17 protein-coding genes are annotated in these 16,255 nt (G+C 67.2%); 10 read left to right on the top strand and 7 right to left on the bottom strand.

What is annotated here, in order from left to right; translation table 11 throughout:
* Window positions 1-79: 79 nt before the first annotated feature.
* Both LC092_RS14355 and LC092_RS14360 read left to right on the top strand, forming a co-directional pair.
* Complete coding sequence (locus LC092_RS14355; protein WP_224807662.1) at window positions 80-1,183, top strand: LacI family DNA-binding transcriptional regulator; 1,104 nt, start codon at window positions 80-82, stop codon at window positions 1,181-1,183.
* Between the two features lie 69 nt (window positions 1,184-1,252).
* On the top strand, window positions 1,253-2,221 hold the full coding sequence (locus tag LC092_RS14360; protein ID WP_224807663.1) for a 2-hydroxyacid dehydrogenase: 969 nt from the start codon (window positions 1,253-1,255) through the stop codon (window positions 2,219-2,221).
* Between the two features lie 231 nt (window positions 2,222-2,452).
* On the opposite strand, the gene LC092_RS14365 is transcribed toward LC092_RS14360, so the two are convergent.
* Entirely contained in the window at window positions 2,453-3,631 is a 1,179-nt protein-coding gene (locus LC092_RS14365) for a pyridoxal phosphate-dependent aminotransferase (RefSeq protein WP_224807664.1), read from the bottom strand.
* A gap of 163 nt (window positions 3,632-3,794) precedes the next feature.
* On the opposite strand from LC092_RS14365, the gene LC092_RS14370 reads away from it, so the two are divergent.
* The 5 genes from LC092_RS14370 (at window position 3,795) to LC092_RS14390 (ending at window position 7,960) form a co-directional block, all read left to right on the top strand.
* Window positions 3,795-4,250 (top strand): methylated-DNA--[protein]-cysteine S-methyltransferase, encoded by a 456-nt coding sequence (locus LC092_RS14370; protein ID WP_224807665.1) that lies wholly within the window; start codon window positions 3,795-3,797, stop codon window positions 4,248-4,250.
* Window positions 4,251-4,431: 181 nt separating this feature from the next.
* Window positions 4,432-5,502, top strand: a complete 1,071-nt coding sequence (locus LC092_RS14375) for a CobW family GTP-binding protein (RefSeq protein WP_224807666.1) — start codon at window positions 4,432-4,434, stop codon at window positions 5,500-5,502.
* A 5-nt stretch (window positions 5,503-5,507) separates the two neighbouring features.
* Window positions 5,508-6,482: a WD40 repeat domain-containing protein gene (locus tag LC092_RS14380; protein ID WP_224807883.1), complete on the top strand. Its 975-nt coding sequence runs from the start codon at window positions 5,508-5,510 to the stop codon at window positions 6,480-6,482.
* 32 nt (window positions 6,483-6,514) lie between these two features.
* The gene (locus LC092_RS14385; protein ID WP_224807667.1) at window positions 6,515-7,030 is read left to right on the top strand and encodes a DUF2937 family protein; all 516 of its coding nucleotides are present in this window, start codon (window positions 6,515-6,517) and stop codon (window positions 7,028-7,030) included.
* A 21-nt stretch (window positions 7,031-7,051) separates the two neighbouring features.
* Complete coding sequence (locus tag LC092_RS14390) at window positions 7,052-7,960, top strand: LysR family transcriptional regulator (protein ID WP_224807668.1); 909 nt, start codon at window positions 7,052-7,054, stop codon at window positions 7,958-7,960.
* 18 nt (window positions 7,961-7,978) lie between these two features.
* Here LC092_RS14390 and LC092_RS14395 read toward each other — a convergent pair whose 3' ends face one another.
* Complete coding sequence (locus LC092_RS14395; RefSeq protein WP_224807669.1) at window positions 7,979-9,055, bottom strand: Leu/Phe/Val dehydrogenase; 1,077 nt, start codon at window positions 9,053-9,055, stop codon at window positions 7,979-7,981.
* A 321-nt stretch (window positions 9,056-9,376) separates the two neighbouring features.
* On the opposite strand from LC092_RS14395, the gene LC092_RS14400 reads away from it, so the two are divergent.
* Complete coding sequence (locus tag LC092_RS14400) at window positions 9,377-10,027, top strand: DUF1007 family protein (RefSeq protein WP_224807670.1); 651 nt, start codon at window positions 9,377-9,379, stop codon at window positions 10,025-10,027.
* A 12-nt stretch (window positions 10,028-10,039) separates the two neighbouring features.
* Window positions 10,040-11,143 (top strand): nickel/cobalt transporter, encoded by a 1,104-nt coding sequence (locus tag LC092_RS14405; RefSeq protein ID WP_224807671.1) that lies wholly within the window; start codon window positions 10,040-10,042, stop codon window positions 11,141-11,143.
* A gap of 3 nt (window positions 11,144-11,146) precedes the next feature.
* Here LC092_RS14405 and LC092_RS14410 read toward each other — a convergent pair whose 3' ends face one another.
* From LC092_RS14410 to LC092_RS14430, 5 genes are all read right to left on the bottom strand, one after another.
* On the bottom strand, window positions 11,147-12,058 hold the full coding sequence (locus LC092_RS14410) for a DMT family transporter (RefSeq protein WP_224807673.1): 912 nt from the start codon (window positions 12,056-12,058) through the stop codon (window positions 11,147-11,149).
* Window positions 12,059-12,279: 221 nt separating this feature from the next.
* Entirely contained in the window at window positions 12,280-12,684 is a 405-nt protein-coding gene (locus LC092_RS14415; RefSeq protein ID WP_412103587.1) for a nitrile hydratase accessory protein, read from the bottom strand.
* Window positions 12,677-13,336 carry a nitrile hydratase subunit beta gene (gene nthB, locus LC092_RS14420; protein ID WP_224807676.1) on the bottom strand — a complete coding sequence of 220 codons (660 nt, stop codon included), beginning with the start codon at window positions 13,334-13,336 and terminating at the stop codon, window positions 12,677-12,679. The genes LC092_RS14415 and nthB overlap by 8 nt, the downstream gene beginning before the upstream one ends.
* Complete coding sequence (nthA, locus tag LC092_RS14425; RefSeq protein WP_224807678.1) at window positions 13,333-13,992, bottom strand: nitrile hydratase subunit alpha; 660 nt, start codon at window positions 13,990-13,992, stop codon at window positions 13,333-13,335. Before nthA ends, nthB begins: the two co-directional genes overlap by 4 nt.
* 42 nt (window positions 13,993-14,034) lie before the next feature.
* Window positions 14,035-14,808 carry a gamma-glutamyl-gamma-aminobutyrate hydrolase family protein gene (locus LC092_RS14430; protein WP_224807679.1) on the bottom strand — a complete coding sequence of 258 codons (774 nt, stop codon included), beginning with the start codon at window positions 14,806-14,808 and terminating at the stop codon, window positions 14,035-14,037.
* Between the two features lie 218 nt (window positions 14,809-15,026).
* On the opposite strand from LC092_RS14430, the gene LC092_RS14435 reads away from it, so the two are divergent.
* On the top strand, window positions 15,027-16,127 hold the full coding sequence (locus tag LC092_RS14435; RefSeq protein ID WP_224807681.1) for a TRAP transporter substrate-binding protein: 1,101 nt from the start codon (window positions 15,027-15,029) through the stop codon (window positions 16,125-16,127).
* Window positions 16,128-16,255 lie beyond the last annotated feature (128 nt).

Genomic DNA, 16,255 nt, shown 5'->3' on the forward strand with positions numbered 1-16,255 from the left:
GGCCGCGATTGGCAACACTTCAATCGATTGAATCAGAGGCCGAGCGGTGACCATAAAGACACCCAAAGGACCCCCAGCGGTGCAGGCCGCGCCGGGCGAACCGCTTGTCGCTTCAAGTCGCGGGCCCGGCAGGGCGCGAGGCGCGCGCCGGCTCACGCTCGGCGACATGGCGGAGGCGCTTCAGGTTTCCACCGCCACCGTGTCGCTCGCGCTTCGGGATTCGCCTTTGGTCGCGCCGGCGACGCGCGAGCGCATCAAGGCCCATGCGCTGGCCGCCGGCTATGTCTACAACCGCTCGGCCGCGGCCCTGCGCACGGCGCGCTCCAACATGATCGGCGTGGCGGTCCACGATATTCTCAATCCCTATTTCGCGGAGGTGTTCCGCGCGCTGGAGGACGAGCTCGGGCGCGAGAACCAGGTGGTCCTGATCTGCAACCACCGTGACGACGTCGCCCGCCAGCAGCGCTTCATCGACACCTTGATGCAGCACCGCGTCGACGGGCTGGTGATCTGCGCCTCCGTCGGCACGCGGGTCGAGGACATCAACGGCCTGGCCGACAGCGGCATTCCGGTGACGCTTATCTGTCGCGACGTCGCCGGCGCCCGCGTGCCGGTGGTGCGCAGCGACGATGTGGCTGGCGCACGCATGGTGGTGTCGCATCTGATCGCCCAGGGCCACCGGCAGATCGCGATGATCGGCGGACGCCGGCAAAGCTCCTCGGGCCACGACCGCAATCTCGGCTGGAAGCTGGCGCTCGAAGAGGCCGGCATCGACGTGGCGGCGCAACTCGACATTCCCGAGCTGATGACGACGGCGGACGGACGCGATGCGGTGGCGCAACTCCTGAGCGCGACGCCGCGCCCGACAGCGGTCTTCGCCTTCAACGACCTGATCGCGCATGGCCTGCTCTCGGCGCTGCGCCGCGCCGGCGTGGAGCCGGGGCGCGACATCGCGGTTGCCGGCTACGACGACACGGACGGCGCGGCCAGCCGCACGCCGGCGCTGACCTCCGTATGGAACAAGCCGGACGAGATCGGAAAGACCGCGGCCGCTCTCATGCTGCGCCAGATCGCCGGCGCGCCGGTCACGGAAATGCCCGCGCCCATCCTGCCGGAACTGCGGGTGCGCGAATCGACCCCGCCGCCAAAGCCGGGCGGCGAGGGCCAGGCGCGCGGTGCCTGAACAACGAACACGACCTGACCGTCCGCCCGCTCAGGATGCGGCGCGGATCGACACTTTGGGAGGATTTTGATGGCCTTGGCCGAAATTTTGATGCTTGGGCGCGCGCCCGCGATCGTCGGGGAGCAGCTCTCTCGCCAGTTCACGGTGCACCGCGCCGGTCCCGGCGAGGTCGAGGCGCTGTCGCCCGACCTGCTGTCGCGGGTGCGCGGGATCGCCAGCGGCGCGCATGTGCCGGTCAACCGGGCGCTGATCGAGCGCATGCCGGGGCTGGAGATCGTCGCCAATTTCGGGGTCGGCTACGATTCCGTCGATGCCGCCTTTTGCGGCGAGCGCGGGATTTGCGTCACCAACACGCCCGATGTCCTGACCGAGGAGGTCGCGGATACCGCCTTCGGGCTGTTGCTGATGACCGTGCGCCAGCTCTCGGCCGCCGAACGCTACCTGCGCGCCGGGCGCTGGGAGGCGGAAGGACCCTATCCGCTGACGCCGGCCACCTTGCGCGGCCGCACGCTCGGCATTCTCGGGCTGGGGCGGATCGGTCTGGCGATTGCCCGGCGGGCGGAGGCTTTCGGCCTGGAGGTGCGCTACCACGGGCGCACGCAGCGCACAGATGTCGACTATCCCTATCACGACACGCTGGAGGGGCTGGCGCGGGCCTGCGACACGCTGATGGTGGTGGCGCCGGGCGGCGAGGCAACGCGCGGGATTGTCGACCGGCGGGTGCTTGAGGCGCTCGGACCGGAGGGTATCGTCGTCAACGTCGGACGCGGAACCGTGATCGACGAGCCGGCGCTGGTCGCAGCCCTTCAGGACGGGACCATCCTGTCGGCCGGTCTCGATGTGTTCGAGAAGGAGCCGAAGGTGCCGCAGGCGCTGAAGGACATGGAGCATGTGGTGCTCTTGCCGCATGTCGGGTCGGCGTCCCGCCATACCCGCGACCGGATGGGACAGCTTGTCGTCGACAATCTGGCGTCCTGGTTCCGCGACGGCCGCCCGCTCACCCCGGTTGCCGAGACCCCGTTCGTTGCGAAAGGGTAACCTGTCTTAACCGCCCCTTAACGAAACCGGTCGCATTTTAGGAGAAGAAACGGCCGGGGAGGCCGTGCGAGCGGTCGGCGAGGTGCAAGTCCGCGCCCGCCTGCGTTGGGGGAAAGCCCATGCATATTCACATGAGCCGGGTCGGCACCGTCCTGTCGTGGGCGCTGTTCTCGCTGCTGTTCTTCGGGACCGGCATCGCCGGGGTCTGACCCCGGTGCGCCCGTTGTCCGGTCAAGCGGCGTTTTCGTCGAGGAAGTCGCGCATGCGCGTCAGCGCGCGGGAAATGTTCTCCGCCGAATTGGCGTAGGACAGGCGAATGTAGCCCTCGCCCAGAATGCCGAAATCCGGTCCGCCGATCACCGCGACGCCCGCCTTTTCCAGAAGCGCGCTGGCGAGCGGTTTCGCCTTCCAGCCCGTCTCCTTGATGTTGGGAAAGGCGTAGAAGGCCCCCATCGGCGTGCGTGCCGAGACGCCCGGCAGCGCGTTCAGTCCCTCCACCACCAGTTTGCGGCGGATGTCGAATTCGCGCATCATCTCCGCGACAGCGTCCTGCGGTCCCTCAAGCGCGGCGAGGCCGGCATATTGCGCCGGCGCGTTGACGCAGGACCAGGCGTTGACGGCAAGCTTGCGCGCCTTGTCGATCAGCTGGTCCGGCCACACCGCGTAGCCCATGCGCCAGCCGGTCATCGCGTAGGTCTTCGACCAGCCGTCGAGCAGGATCAGCCGGTCGCGCACTGCCTCGAACTCCAGCAGCGAGCAATGCGGCGCGCCGTCATAGGTCATCTGCCCGTAGATCTCGTCGGACAGGATGGCGATGTCGGGCCGTGCCTCCAGACCCTCGACCAGCGCCTCGATCTCGGCGCGCGGCGTGACGCCGCCGGTCGGGTTCGCCGGCGAATTCAGGATGACCAGCCGGGTCTCGGGCGTCAGCAACGACAGGGTTTCCTCCGCGGAGAAGGCAAAGCCGTTTTCCTCGCGGATCGGCACGGGCACGGGGCGGGCGCCGGTGAACTCGATCATCGAGCGGTAGATCGGAAAGCCCGGATCGGGATAGAGGATGTCGACGCCCGGTGCGCCGAACATCAGGATCGCCATGAACATGGTGACCTTGCCGCCGGGCACGATCACGACATTGTCCGGCGAGACCTCGGCGGAAAGGCGCCTGTGCAGGTCCTTCGCCACCGCCTCGCGCAGCGGCAGGATGCCGGTCGCCGGCGTGTAGCCGTGGTGGCCGTCGCGCAGGGCCTTGACCGCTGCCTCGACGATATGCTCCGGCGTGCGGAAATCCGGCTGGCCGATCCCGAGGTTGATGATGTCGCGGCCCTCGGCAGCCAGTTGTGTGGCCCGCGCCAGCACGGCGAAGGCGTTTTCCTCGCCGATCCGGTTGAAGCCCTCGATTGTTTTCAGCATTGTTCCTCCCGCAGGGATCGTCCGACCCTCGTCCGGCCTTGCTCCGGCCCTTGTGTCCTGCTCATCTTGTAGCGCCCGGCCCCGGTTTTCGAAACCGTTTGCGTTGCGTCAGACGTCGTATCAGGCGGCGGCCTGCAGCCGATCCCGACGAAAAGGTCCCGCCATGACGATTGCCCATCTGCCAAGCCCGGTCGGCGATCTTGAACTGGAAGAGCGCGACGGCGCGCTGGTGCGCCTGTCGTGGGCAAGCGGCGACGCGGCGCCCTCCACGCCGCTTCTCCAGGAGGCCGCCCGGCAGATCGCGGCCTATTTCGCCGGGGAGCTGACGGCGTTCGACCTGCCGCTGGCGCCGGCCGGCAACGCCTTTCGTCAGGATGTCTACCGGGCGATGCTGGCCATTCCGCGTGGTGAGACCGCGACCTATGGCGAGATCGCCAAGGCGCTCGGCACCTCCGCCCAGCCGGTCGGCCAGGCCTGCGGCGGCAATCCGATCCCCATCGTCATTCCCTGTCACAGGGTGGTGTCGGCGACCGGGCTCGGCGGTTTTTCCGGCGCAGGCGGCGTGGAAACCAAGATCGCGCTGCTCAGGCTCGAAGGCGGCTTCCGGTTCCTGTTGTGAGTGCGGGCGCCGGATCCGGCCCCCGTGCCCGCGTCTGCCGCAGCCGCGTGGGTCCGCATGCTTTGCCAAATGCGGCGAAACGCTATAGTCCGACAGGCGAGACACCCCATATGCGGGATCAAGAGAGCGAGATCCGTCCATTGTCGCGGATCCGTCCACCGCAAGACGACCAGGCAGGCACATGACCCTCACCCAGGACACGAAAACCCCCGTCACCGTGCTGACCGGATATCTCGGCGCCGGCAAGACGACGCTCCTGAACCGCATCCTCAGCGAGAACCACGGCGTGCGCTATGCGGTGATCGTCAACGAGTTCGGCGAGATCGGCATCGACAATGACCTGCTGGTTGAGTCGGACGAAGAAATCTTCGAGATGAACAACGGCTGCATCTGCTGCACCGTGCGCGGCGACCTGATCCGTACGGTGGAGAACCTGATGAAGCGCCAGGGCAGCTTCGACGCCATCGTCGTGGAGACCACCGGCGTCGCCGATCCCGCGCCCGTCGCCCAGACCTTCTTCATGGACGACGACGTGCGCGACAAGGCCCGGCTCGATGCCGTGGTCGCCGTCGTCGATTGCCGGCATGTGCTGCAGCGGCTCGCCGACACGCGCGAGGCGGAAGACCAGATCGCCTTCGCCGACGTCATCCTGCTGAACAAGACCGATCTTGTCACGGCGGAGGAACTGAAGGCGGTGGAGGCCCGCATCCAGACGATCAACCCCTATGCCCGGTTGATGCGCAGCGAGCGCTGCGACGTGCCGCTCGACACGGTTCTCAATCGCGGCGCCTTCGACCTCAACCGCATCCTGACGCTCGATCCGCATTTTCTGGACGAGCATGAGCACACCCATGAGTGCGGACCGGACTGCGATCACGATCACCATCATCACGACCACGATCATGACCACCACGGGCACGGACATGATCACGGGCGCGCGCACGCGCATGAAGATCCGCATTCGGTGAAAAGCGTCTCGATGACGGCGGGAGAACTGGATCCGGATGTGTTCTTCCAGTGGATCGGCAATGTCAGCCAGATCCAGGGACCGGGCATCTTGCGGCTGAAGGGCATCATGGCGTTCAAGAACGATCCGCAGCGCTATGTGGTGCAAGGCGTGCACATGATCCTGGAAGGCGATCACCAGCGTGACTGGAAGGACGGGGAGCCACGCCAGAGCCGTCTCGTCGTCATCGGCCGCGATCTCGATTTCGACGCGCTGACGACCGGCTTTAAGGCCTGCGAGGCGTGAGCGGGATGGTCTCCGTTGCGCCCTATGACGCGGGAAGCTACGTCGTCGCGGCGGCCTTCCTCGATACCGATCCGGTCTTCGCGCTGGGCGACGGCACGCTGCTGATGCTGACCTCCGACGGCGAGCGCCGGGTGGAGGTGCATGGCGGCGGTCTGCTGGCCGCCTGCATGACACAGGACAAATCCGCGATCCTCACCAGCGGCGGCGACGGGCGGGTGATGCGCACCGACGCGGAGGGCGAGGCGACGCTGATGGCGGAGTTGCCGCGCAAGTGGATCGACCTGCTGGCCGCCGGTCCGCAGGGCGCGATTGCCTTTGCCTCCGGTCGCACCGCCATGGTGCGCCTGCCCAATGGCGATTTGCGCGACGTCTCGCCGTCGCGCGCCGTCGGCGGGCTTGCCTTCGCGCCCAGGGGATTGCGGCTTGCGGTCGCGCGCTACGACGGCGCGACGCTGCATTGGGTCAACACCGAGGCGCCGGCCCAGGAGCTTTCCTGGAAGGGCGCGCATGCGGCCGCTGCCTTTTCGCCGGACGGAAAATATCTCGTCACCACGATGCAGGAGAACGCGCTGCATGGCTGGCGGCTGTCCGACGGCCAGGACATGCGCATGACCGGTTATCCGGGCAAGGTGAAGTCGATGCACTGGTCGGCGAAGGGACGCTATCTGGCGACCTCCGGCGCCAATGCCGCGATCCTGTGGCCGTTCTTCGGCAAGACCGGCCCGATGGGCCAGCAGCCCTTGCAGCTTGGCGCAAGGGGCGATCAGCTGGTGTCGCAGGTTGCCTGCCATCCGGCGGAGGAGGTGGTTGCCATCGGCTATCAGGACGGCATGGTGCTGGTCGCGCGGTTCGCCGACAGCCAGGAGGTGCTGCTGCGCCGCCCGGGCGGCTCGCCGGTCTCGGCGCTGTGCTGGGACGCCGGCGGCACCCGGCTGCTGTTCGGCACGGAGGCGGGCGAGGCCGGCGTGATCTCGCTTTAGGGCCTGGACCGCGAGAGGGAAGGAGACCGGGCATGATCTTTCGCACCTTGGTGCTCGGCGTGGCCGTCGTCAGCGGGGCGACGACCTCTCAGCTTCCCGAGTTCGCGCAGCAGTATCGGCAGCGCATGGGCGGGGCGATCGATGCCCTGTCCCAGGTCGTCACCGATTTTCGCGAGGATGCGGCCAGCAACGGGCTGACCGTTCCCGAGGCCTTGCAGCGTCTGTCGAGCGCGCAGGATCCGCTGGTGGTCTTGCGCGGGCAGCGCATGGAGCAATCGATCGACAGGCTGGCGGCCCTTACCCGGCAGCGCGCGGCCTTGCAGGAGGCGGGACCGTTCGCGCGTCTTGGAACCTTCGTCACGGATCTCGACCCGCAGCTTGCCAGCGCGACCTATGACGATTTCGAGCCGGCCGTGCCGGTCACCATGGAAGGGGCTGTCGCCGCCGGCGGCGGGTTCCTCGCCGCCGTTCTCGGGCTCGGGCTCGCGGGCCGGCTCACTGGACGGTTGACCCGGCGGATGCGCCGGCGCGGATCGGCGAAAGCCTGACGGCAAGGGCGGGAGAGACAAATGGACACGTTGAGCCGGATGCGGTGTTTCCTGAAGGTGGTCGACGAGGGCGGCTTCTCGGCGGCCGCGCGCGCGCTCGGGCGCTCCAAGGCGCTGGTCTCCAAATATGTCGGCGAGCTTGAGGACGAACTGGGCGCGCGGCTTCTCAACCGCACCACGCGGCAGATCTCGATGACCGAGGTCGGCCATGCCTTCTACAAGGAGGCGACCGACATCCTGACCCGGATCGACGATCTCAAGGCGTCGGTTCAGAACACCCATCAGGCCGCGCGCGGCACGCTCAGGGTCTCCGCGCCGCGCTCGATGGGCGACGATTTCATCAATCCCGCGATCATGGCCTTTCTGGTGGCCGAACCGGATATTTCGGTCGATCTCAGGTTGGAGGACCGTTTCGTCGATCTGGTCGAGGAAGGCTTCGACGCGGCGATCCGGGTGACGGAACTGACCGATTCCAGCCTGATCGCGCGCAAGCTCGCGCCGTTTCGCGCCACCGTCTGCGCCTCGCCGGAAGCGGTCGAGCGCTTCGGCACGCCGCGTCATCCGCAGGACCTGGCGGGCCTGCCCTGCATCATCGACAACAACTACCGCTTCCGCAACAACTGGCAGTTTGATGTCGACGGCTCAAAGATGGGCGTTGCGGTCAAGGGGCGGGTCGAGGTCAACAGCGCGCAAGCCGCGCGGGTTGCGGCCTGCGAGGGCCTCGGCTTCCTGCGCACGCCGCATATCTTCGTGCACCGCGACATCGTGGCCGGTCGGCTGGTGGAGGTGCTGGCGGACTATCAGCCCGACGGGCAGGCGATCCACGTGGTCTATCCCCACCGCCGCCACCTGTCGGGCAAGGTCCGCGCCTTCGTCGACTTCCTGTCGAACTGGTTTGCCGATAAGCGCCGGCGCGGGGAGATCTGCTGACGGTCCGGCCGTGAAGAATCAGGCGCCCGCGAGGCGCTCTTCCGCGATCTGGTCCGCCACCGTCTGTGTGGACAGGCCGAGCGTGTCGGCGCGCTGGAAGATATGCGTCAGCGTCTGTGCGATTTGCAGGACCTTGTCGCGGACGGCCTTGTCGTCGCCGCCCGGACGGGCAAGCGCGATGGAAATCGCCCCGCCGGCATTGATCGCGTAATCCGGCGCATAGAGGACATCGCGGTCGCGCAGCGCCTCGCCGTGGCGCGGTTCCGCCAGCTGGTTGTTGGCCGCGCCGGCGACGATATGCGCACCAAGCTCCGCGATGCTACGATCGTTCAGCACCGCCCCGAGCGCGCAGGGAGCGAAGACTTCGGCCGATTGCGCATGGGCGGCCTCAGTGGGAACGGCGGTTGCGCCGAAGGCCTTCACCGCGCGCTCCGCGGAGGGTGCGTGAATGTCGGCGACGATGAGCCGCGCGCCGGCCTCGTGCAGCAGTTCGGCGACCGAATAGCCGACATGGCCGAGACCCTGCACGCAGACGGTCCGGCCCGAGAGATCGTCGCTGCCGAACCGGTGGCGCAGCGCCGCCTTGATGCCGACGAAGACGCCGAGCGCGGTATAGGGCGAGGGATCGCCGAGGCCGGTGGCGCGCGTGCCGCGCACATGGGCGGTTTCCTCGGCCACGATCTCCATGTCGTCGGCCGAGATGCCGACGTCCTCGGCGGTGAGATAGGTGCCGGACAATCGCTCCACCTGCTGGCCGAAGGCGCGCAGCAGCTCCGGCGTCTTCTCGCTGCGCGGGTCGGCGATGATCACCGACTTGCCGCCGCCGAGGTCGAGACCGGCGAGCGCGTTCTTGTAGGTCATGCCGCGCGACAGGCGCAGCGCGTCGGTCAGCGCCTCGCCGCTCGAGGCATAGGACCACATCCGGCAGCCGCCGAGCGCCGGGCCGAGCCGGGTGTCATGCACCGCGATGATGGTCTTGAGGCCGGTGGCGGCATCGTGACCCTGCACCACCTGCTCGTGGCCGGCGAATTCGGGATGATCGAAAACGGCGGGGGTGTCCGCCGCCCGGTTGCGGCGTGTCATCGGGGCGTTCATGAGTGTCTCCACGGTATGGTCCGGCGGTCGAAACGCGCCGGGCGCAAGATGCGGGCGGATATCCCCGCGCGGACGGGGAAACGTCGGGCCGCGCCATAATTTTGGAAAATATGAGTGAAATCCGGTGCAATATCGCTCTTTTTTCACGCAAGAATTCGCGAATTTGTTCAGGAATTCGCAAAAACTGATCGAAACGGGGATAATTTTTCCCTGATTTTGTGTTGCGGTGCGGCGACCTTCGCGGGACGCCTTGCTGTTGCCGCGAAGCGCGCCAATATGTGCGACGCGGATCGATCCGGCAGGCTGGAAGGAGACAGGGCGATGGGGATACGTGCGGCGATTGTGGCCTTGGCCATGGGGCTGGTGGCGACGGCGGCGCAGGCGCATCCGCATGTCTTCGTCGAGGCGCGCGCCGAGGTGGTGTTCGACGGTGACGGCCGGGTCAAGGCCGTGCGGCACGTCTGGCGGTTCGACGAGGCCTTCACCGCCTTCGCGATCCAGGGGCTGGATGCCAACGGCGACGGCGAGCTGACCCGCGAGGAGCTGCAGCCGCTGGCGCAGATCAACGTCGAATCGCTTGCCGAGTTCGACTTCTTCACCTTCCTCTATCAGGGCGGGGCGGAGGTCGCCTTCGCCGAGCCGGTCGAATACTGGCTCGACTTCTATGGCGGCCGGCTGACGCTGTTCTACACGCTGCCGCTGAAGGACGCGGTGATCGCGGATGCCTCCAAGCTGACGCTCGACGTGTTCGATCCGAGCTATTTCGTCGCCTTCGAGATGGCCAAGGAACAGCCTTTCGCGCTGGTCGACGCGCCGCAGACCTGCAAGCTGGACTTCACCCCGCCGCCGGAACTCGATCCGCAGACGGCGACGACGCTGGCACAGATCCCGGCAACCGAGCGCCAGCTTTCATCGGACCTTCTGGAAGTCACGGAAACCTTGTCGAACTCCGCGACAATCGGCTGTTCTTAGGAGACAAAACCCTTGGAAGAATTCGTGTCCCGCCGGGCCTCGCTCGCCGCGCTTGCCGCAGCGCTTGTCGTCATGGCCGTCTGTGGCCTGTCCGCGAGCGGGGCCGTTGCGGCGCCGTCGCCCTTCGGGGTCGGCCTGCCGGAACAGACCATGACGCCGGGCGGTCCGCTGTCGGGTGTCTTTGCCTGGGTCGCGGCGCAGCAGACCGCCTTCTATTCCGCGCTCACGGCTGCGATCAAGGAGATCAAGGCGGACGGGACCGCCGTGTGGTGGCTGATGGCCCTGTCCTTCGGCTACGGCGTCTTCCATGCCGCCGGGCCCGGACACGGCAAGGCGGTGATCTCCTCCTATGTGCTGGCCAACGGCGAGACGTTGAAGCGGGGCATCGTGCTCTCCTTCGCCTCCGCCCTGGCCCAGGCGGTGACGGCGATCGTGCTGATCGGCGTCGCCACCGCGATCCTGCGCATGACCTCCATTGCCATTACCGAGACGACCCGCTGGTTCGAGCTTGGATCCTATCTCGCGGTGATGCTGCTTGGCGTCTATCTGGTCTGGCAGAAGATCCTGCGCCCGCTCCTGCCGGTGCGCCGTCCGGCCGCGCTGGGCGCGCAGGCCGTCGCCGCGACCGGTTGCGGCAATACCGATCATGACCACTCCCATCGCCATCACCACCATGGCCATGGCCACGATCACCATCATCACCACGCGCATGATCACGCCGCTCACCCTGGCGAAGCCTGTTCCAGCTGCGGCCATGTACATGCGCCGCCGGTGGAGATGCTGAAAGAGCCTGTGTCGCTGGCGCGGGCCTGGTCGGTGATCCTCGCCGTCGGCCTCAGGCCCTGCACCGGCGCGCTGGTGGTGCTGGTCTTCGCGATCTCGCAGGGGCTGGCGCTGGCGGGCGTTGCGGCGACCTTCGCCATGGCGATCGGCACCGGGCTGACGGTGTCGGTCCTGGCGACGCTGGCGGTCACGGCCAAGGATGTGGCGCTGAAGCTCACCGGATCGGGCGGCGCTGTCACCGTGCACCGGGTCGCGGAAGGCCTGGGCGCGCTTCTGGTCTTCCTGCTGGGCGCGACGCTGTTTGTTGCGGCGGCCGGCTGGGGCGGGGCCTGAGCCTCAGGCTTGGCGGGTCGCGCGGCGCGCGGCGATCTGCTCGCGGTGGATGACATAGAGCCCGGCGCCGACCGTTAGCGCGATGCCGGCAGAGGCCATGGCGTCCGGCAGGTCGCGGAAGATCATCCAGCCGATCAGCGTCGCGAAGGGAATTTCCAGATATTGCATGGGGGCGAGTGTCGCCGAGGGCGCGAGCCGCAGCGACCATGTCATCAAGAGATGCGCCACCGTGCCGAGCACGCCGATGGCGGCCAGAAGGGCTGTGTCGCGCGGCGAGGGCAGGTCGAAGGGAAAGGCCACGCCGCTGTGGTCGGGGGCGAGGACTATCATCGCGCCGATCAGAACGCTCGCGATCACGCCGCTCACGCCCTGAAGCGCGATCGGATCGGCGGCCTTGGCGACCTGTCGGGTGACGAGCATGAACAGCGCGAAGGCGATGGCCACGACAAGCGGCAGAAGTGCCGGGGCGCCGACCTCGGCGTAATTCGGGCGGATCACCAGCAGCGTGCCGACGAAGCCGACGAGACAGGCGCCGAGCCGGTAGGGGCCGACCTGTTCGCCGAGGACGAATTTGCCCAACAACAGCATCAGGAACGGCATGACGAAGGCGATGGCGATGGCATCGGCAAGCGGCAGGTAGCGCAGCGAGGCGAACATCGCGCCGATCCCGACAATATGCAGCAGCGTGCGCAGGACCGTCAGCCGCAGCGCCCTTGCGGACAGGCGCAGGTCGATGCGGCTGGCAACTGCCAGCGGCACGAGGATCATCGCCTGCATGGCGAACCGCACGAACAAGAGCTGCGCAAGCGGGATCGTGTCGCCGAGGATCTTGGCAATGGAATCGCCAAGCGGCGCGAGCACGCAAAAGCCGGTCATCAGAAGGATACCGAGCATCGGGCGGTCGGCGATCGGCATGGGTGTCATCCAGCGAGGCGGTCGGGTTACAAGACCAGAAAAACCAGGGGTTGCGGCCAGTTGTAGGCTTCTCCGCAAGGTTTTTCCAGCCTGCCTTATGACGCGAGTGCCGCGCCGCGACCACCAACCGCAACGCGCATCTGCGCAGCCGCGCTCGCGCCGGTGCACTCCAACAGCGGCGCCGGAGGGAAAACAAGCCCTTCAAATGCAGGTTTCGGCGATCAGGCCGGCGGCACCGGCCGCCCGTCGCGTCCGAGCTCGATCGGCTCGCCATGCGGGGTTGCCGCGGCCGCCCGCTCCCAGGCGTCGCGCCGCGCGTCGAGGCGGTCGCGGGTGGTGACGCGGCGATCGGTGACCAGCCGTTCCAGCGCCGCCAGCCAGTGGCGGTAGTAGCTGTCGCCGCAATCGGGGTCGCCGGCCGCCTGCGCGTCGCGAATGGTCTGCGAGAGCGTCCTAGCCCATTCGCTCCAGGTGAAAAGGCCCCGGGCATGCAGGGAGACCGCGAGCGCGAAGGCGCGTGCCTCCCAGGGCGCGCGGAACACCGGCTCGTCCTGCGCGCGGGGCAGATCGGCGAACAGGTCTTGCGGCGGATGGTCCGGCGCGCCGGACGGCGGGGTCTCAGGCAGGGTCAAGATAGGGCTCCCACAGGTCGATGCGCAGGCTGACGTCTTGCGCGCTGTCCTCGCCCCAGATCTCCCGGCCGTCGAAGGCGACGCCGTAGAGCCAGGCGGGGTTTTCCCCGGCGCCAGCCGCACTGGTATCGGGAAAAACATGCACGCCGTGGATCGCCTCGACGGTGCCGACATGGCCCCGGCAATAGCGCGGGATGCGGGTGTGGCCGGTGGGGTTCATCGTCTTGGCGCGGACCCGGTCACCCGGTTTAAAACGCGCCGGGGTGGCTGCGTCGCGCTCGGTCGGGCCGCCGCGCGCAAGCGTTTCGGCGACCTTGTCGGCGGCGAGCACGCGCTTGACCGGGCGGCTGTCGACGAGGCTTCGGCCCGCCGCGATCTCCTCGTCCGTGACAAGTCCGCGCTCCTCCAGAAGCCGTTCCAGACCGGCCAGCCAGATCTGATAGTAGCTGGAGGTGAGATAGACCGGAGGCGGCAGGCTCTCGCGGGCAAAGCGCGCCATGTCGATGGTCCATTCGCCGGTGGCGCCCATGGCAAGCGTCAGCGCGAAGGCGCGCGGTTCCCATTTGGCGTGAAACAGCGGCTTCACCGGTTCGGGCACGACGGGGCCGAAGCCCATCATGCCGCCGAGGTCCTGTGCGCCGTTCATTGCGCCGCGCCTTCGGCGTCGCCCGGCAAAAGCGCGAGCCCGGTGCCGATCATGCTGTCGCGGGTGACGAGACGGGCAAGCGCCTCCTCGCTCCAGCTCTCGGTGCCGGCGGGGCGCATGGGGATGACCAGATAGCGGATTTCGGCAGTGGAATCCCAGACGCGGATCCGGGTCCGGTCCGGCAGGGTGACGCCGAAATCCGCCAGCACGCCGCGCGGGTCGCGCACGGCCTTGGCCCGGTAGGGCGCGGACTTGTACCAGACCGGCGGCAGGCCGAGCACCGGCCACGGGTAGCAGGAGCACAGGGTGCAGACGACCATGTTGTGCTCTTCGGGCGTGTTCTCCACCGCCACCATGTGCTCGCCCTGGCGGCCGATGTAGCCGAGCGAATGGATGGCGGCGGTGGCGTCTTCGCGCAGCCAGTCGCGAAACTCCGGATCGTTCCAGGCTTTCGCGACGACCTTCGCGCCATTGTGCGGGCCGACCTTGGTCTCATAGGTCTCGATCAGGATGTCGAGGGCGGCCGGGTCGACATAGCCCTTTTCGACAAGCACGGATTCAAGCGCGCGCACCCGCGCGTCCGTTTCGTCCAGATGGGACCCGTGGTCGTGATCGCCGTGATCGTGGGAGTGTTCATGCGGATGTTCGTGAGCCATGGGGCGAGGTCCTGTCTCGTTCACGCGGCGGGCGCGAGGGTGTCATTCCGCAGCGTCCAGCGCGTCGTGGCGCATCCGCATATGGGCGCGCAGCGCGTCGCCGAAGGCTGCAAACAGCCGGGCCGATGCCGCATCGCTGCCGACCCAGTACTCGGGATGCCACTGGGTGGCAAAGGCGAAGCCCGGCACGGCATCGAAGGAAACGGCTTCCACGGTGCCGTCTTCCGCCGTTGCCTCGACACTCAACCCGGGGGCGAGGCGCCCGACGGCCTGGCGGTGCAGCGAGTTGACGTCGATGCGGGCATCGCCCAGCACCTTGGCGAGGCGCCCGCCGGGAGAGATCTCGACATGATGGGCGAGCGCGAAACGGGCGTCCTGGTCGTCGGCCTCGGGCGCGCGGTGGTCGCGCCGGCCGTCCAGTTCCTGCACCTCGGTGATCAACGACCCGCCGAGCGCCACATTGACCTCCTGCAGCCCGCGACAGATCCCGAAGATCGGAAAGCGGCGCTCCACGGCGCGGCGGATCAGCGGAAGGGTGGTTCCGTCACGACGTGTGTCGTAGGGGCCGTTCGCCTCGCTGGCCTCGCCGCCGTAGAGGGAGGGATGGACGTTCGACCGCGATCCGGTGAGCAGGACGCCGTCGACGCGGTCCAGAACGCTGTCCAGATCCAGCGCCGCGCCGAGACAGGGAAGCATCAGCGGAACGGCATCCGCGCCATGGGCGACGGCATCGACATAGGCGGAAATGACAGCGTGCCATTCGAATCCATCAAGCGGTTTGATGTCGGTGCTGACAAGGACGACAGGCTTTTTCATGAAGGCTCCGGAGAAATTGCGGGACCGGGCGACGGTGGCGGGACGAAACGCGCGAGTGGTAAAAAAAATTCCCCACTTGCAATCGGATGCACTTGTCTCAGGCATCGACATGGGCTTTATATCATAGACACGGTGCCTAAAACCAAGAAGGCACTTTCAAGGTCGCGCAGCGGAACACGTTGTCGACAGGGTTTTTCTTTCTCTGTGGGAGGAGAAGTATGGATCGCCGTTCATTTCTGAAAAACGCCGGGCTCGGCGCTGGTGCCGCTGCTGCAGCCACCACGCTCGCCGCACCGGCCATTGCGCAGTCCACCACCGACATGGTTATCGTGTCGACGTGGCCGCGTGACTTTCCGGGCCTGGGCACGAGCGCGCAGCGCCTTGCCGCACGCATCGGCGAGCTGACCGAGGGCCGGATCAACGTCCAGTATTTCGCCGCGGGCGAGCGCGTCGGTGCGTTCGACTCCTTCGACGAAGTCGCGTCCGGCAACGCGCAGGCCTACATCGGCGCCGACTACTACTGGAAGGGCAAGCACCCGGCCTGGGCCTATTTCACGGCCGTTCCGTTCGGCCTGACCTATGCCGAGATCGACGCCTGGATCAAGTACGGTGGCGGCCAGGAGCTCTGGGACGAGCTTGCCGGCGAATTCGGCGTCAAGAACTTCGCCGCCGGCAATACCGGCGTGCAGATGGGCGGCTGGTTCAACAAGGAAATCGAGACCGCAGACGATCTCAAGGGTCTGAAGATGCGTATCCCGGGCCTTGGCGGCGACGTCATGGCGAAACTTGGCGCCTCTCCGGTGTCGCTGCCGGGTGGCCAGATCTACGAGAACCTGGTTTCCGGCGCCGTTGACGCGACCGAGTGGGTCGGTCCGTGGAACGACTACTTCATGAAGTTCTACGAAGCCGCCAAGTACTACTACTATCCGGGCATGCACGAGCCGGGCTCGCAGCTCGCGATGGGCATGAACAAGGCGTGGTACGATGGCCTGTCGAAGACCGACCAGGCGATCATCGAAGCCGTCTGCAACGAAGAGAATGCCCGTCAGATGGCCGAGAGCAACGCCAACAACGGCATCTATCTCGACAAGCTGATCAACGAGCACGGCGTCGAACTGAAGCGCTTCAACGACGAGGTCTACGACGCGTTCGGCGAGGCGGCCGCGGAAGTGTTCGAGGAAACCCGCGAGCACAGCGATCTCGCTGCGCGGACCCACGACAGCTTCGCGAAGGCGCGCTCGGAAATCGGCCGCTGGATGCTGCTTGCCGACACGGGCTACACGGTTCAGCGCAACCGCGTGCTGGGCATCTCGATCTGATCGATCGTCTTGCCGGTGTGACTTGCGGGACGGGGTCGAGCGCCCCGTCCCGTTTCCGCACCCCCTTGTCCCTCATTGCAAGAGGCTAATCCGACATGTCGTCCTTCGCAGGGGCTTCGGACGCCGCC

The sequence above is a fragment of the Stappia stellulata genome, from assembly GCF_020176715.1.
Classification (GTDB): domain Bacteria; phylum Pseudomonadota; class Alphaproteobacteria; order Rhizobiales; family Stappiaceae; genus Stappia.

What these genes read in the sequence shown, in the direction of transcription:
- LC092_RS14400 (WP_224807670.1), top strand. Translation starts at nt 9,377, where the DNA reads ATGGGGATACGTGCGGCGATTGTGGCCTTGGCCATGGGGCTGGTGGCG.
- nthB (WP_224807676.1), bottom strand. Translation starts at nt 13,336, where the DNA reads ATGAACGGCGCACAGGACCTCGGCGGCATGATGGGCTTCGGCCCCGTC.
- LC092_RS14375 (WP_224807666.1), top strand. Translation starts at nt 4,432, where the DNA reads ATGACCCTCACCCAGGACACGAAAACCCCCGTCACCGTGCTGACCGGA.
- LC092_RS14365 (WP_224807664.1), bottom strand. Translation starts at nt 3,631, where the DNA reads ATGCTGAAAACAATCGAGGGCTTCAACCGGATCGGCGAGGAAAACGCC.
- nthA (WP_224807678.1), bottom strand. Translation starts at nt 13,992, where the DNA reads ATGGCTCACGAACATCCGCATGAACACTCCCACGATCACGGCGATCAC.
- LC092_RS14360 (WP_224807663.1), top strand. Translation starts at nt 1,253, where the DNA reads ATGGCCTTGGCCGAAATTTTGATGCTTGGGCGCGCGCCCGCGATCGTC.
- LC092_RS14435 (WP_224807681.1), top strand. Translation starts at nt 15,027, where the DNA reads ATGGATCGCCGTTCATTTCTGAAAAACGCCGGGCTCGGCGCTGGTGCC.
- LC092_RS14380 (WP_224807883.1), top strand. Translation starts at nt 5,508, where the DNA reads ATGGTCTCCGTTGCGCCCTATGACGCGGGAAGCTACGTCGTCGCGGCG.
- LC092_RS14385 (WP_224807667.1), top strand. Translation starts at nt 6,515, where the DNA reads ATGATCTTTCGCACCTTGGTGCTCGGCGTGGCCGTCGTCAGCGGGGCG.
- LC092_RS14390 (WP_224807668.1), top strand. Translation starts at nt 7,052, where the DNA reads ATGGACACGTTGAGCCGGATGCGGTGTTTCCTGAAGGTGGTCGACGAG.
- LC092_RS14410 (WP_224807673.1), bottom strand. Translation starts at nt 12,058, where the DNA reads ATGCCGATCGCCGACCGCCCGATGCTCGGTATCCTTCTGATGACCGGC.
- LC092_RS14395 (WP_224807669.1), bottom strand. Translation starts at nt 9,055, where the DNA reads ATGAACGCCCCGATGACACGCCGCAACCGGGCGGCGGACACCCCCGCC.
- LC092_RS14430 (WP_224807679.1), bottom strand. Translation starts at nt 14,808, where the DNA reads ATGAAAAAGCCTGTCGTCCTTGTCAGCACCGACATCAAACCGCTTGAT.
- LC092_RS14370 (WP_224807665.1), top strand. Translation starts at nt 3,795, where the DNA reads ATGACGATTGCCCATCTGCCAAGCCCGGTCGGCGATCTTGAACTGGAA.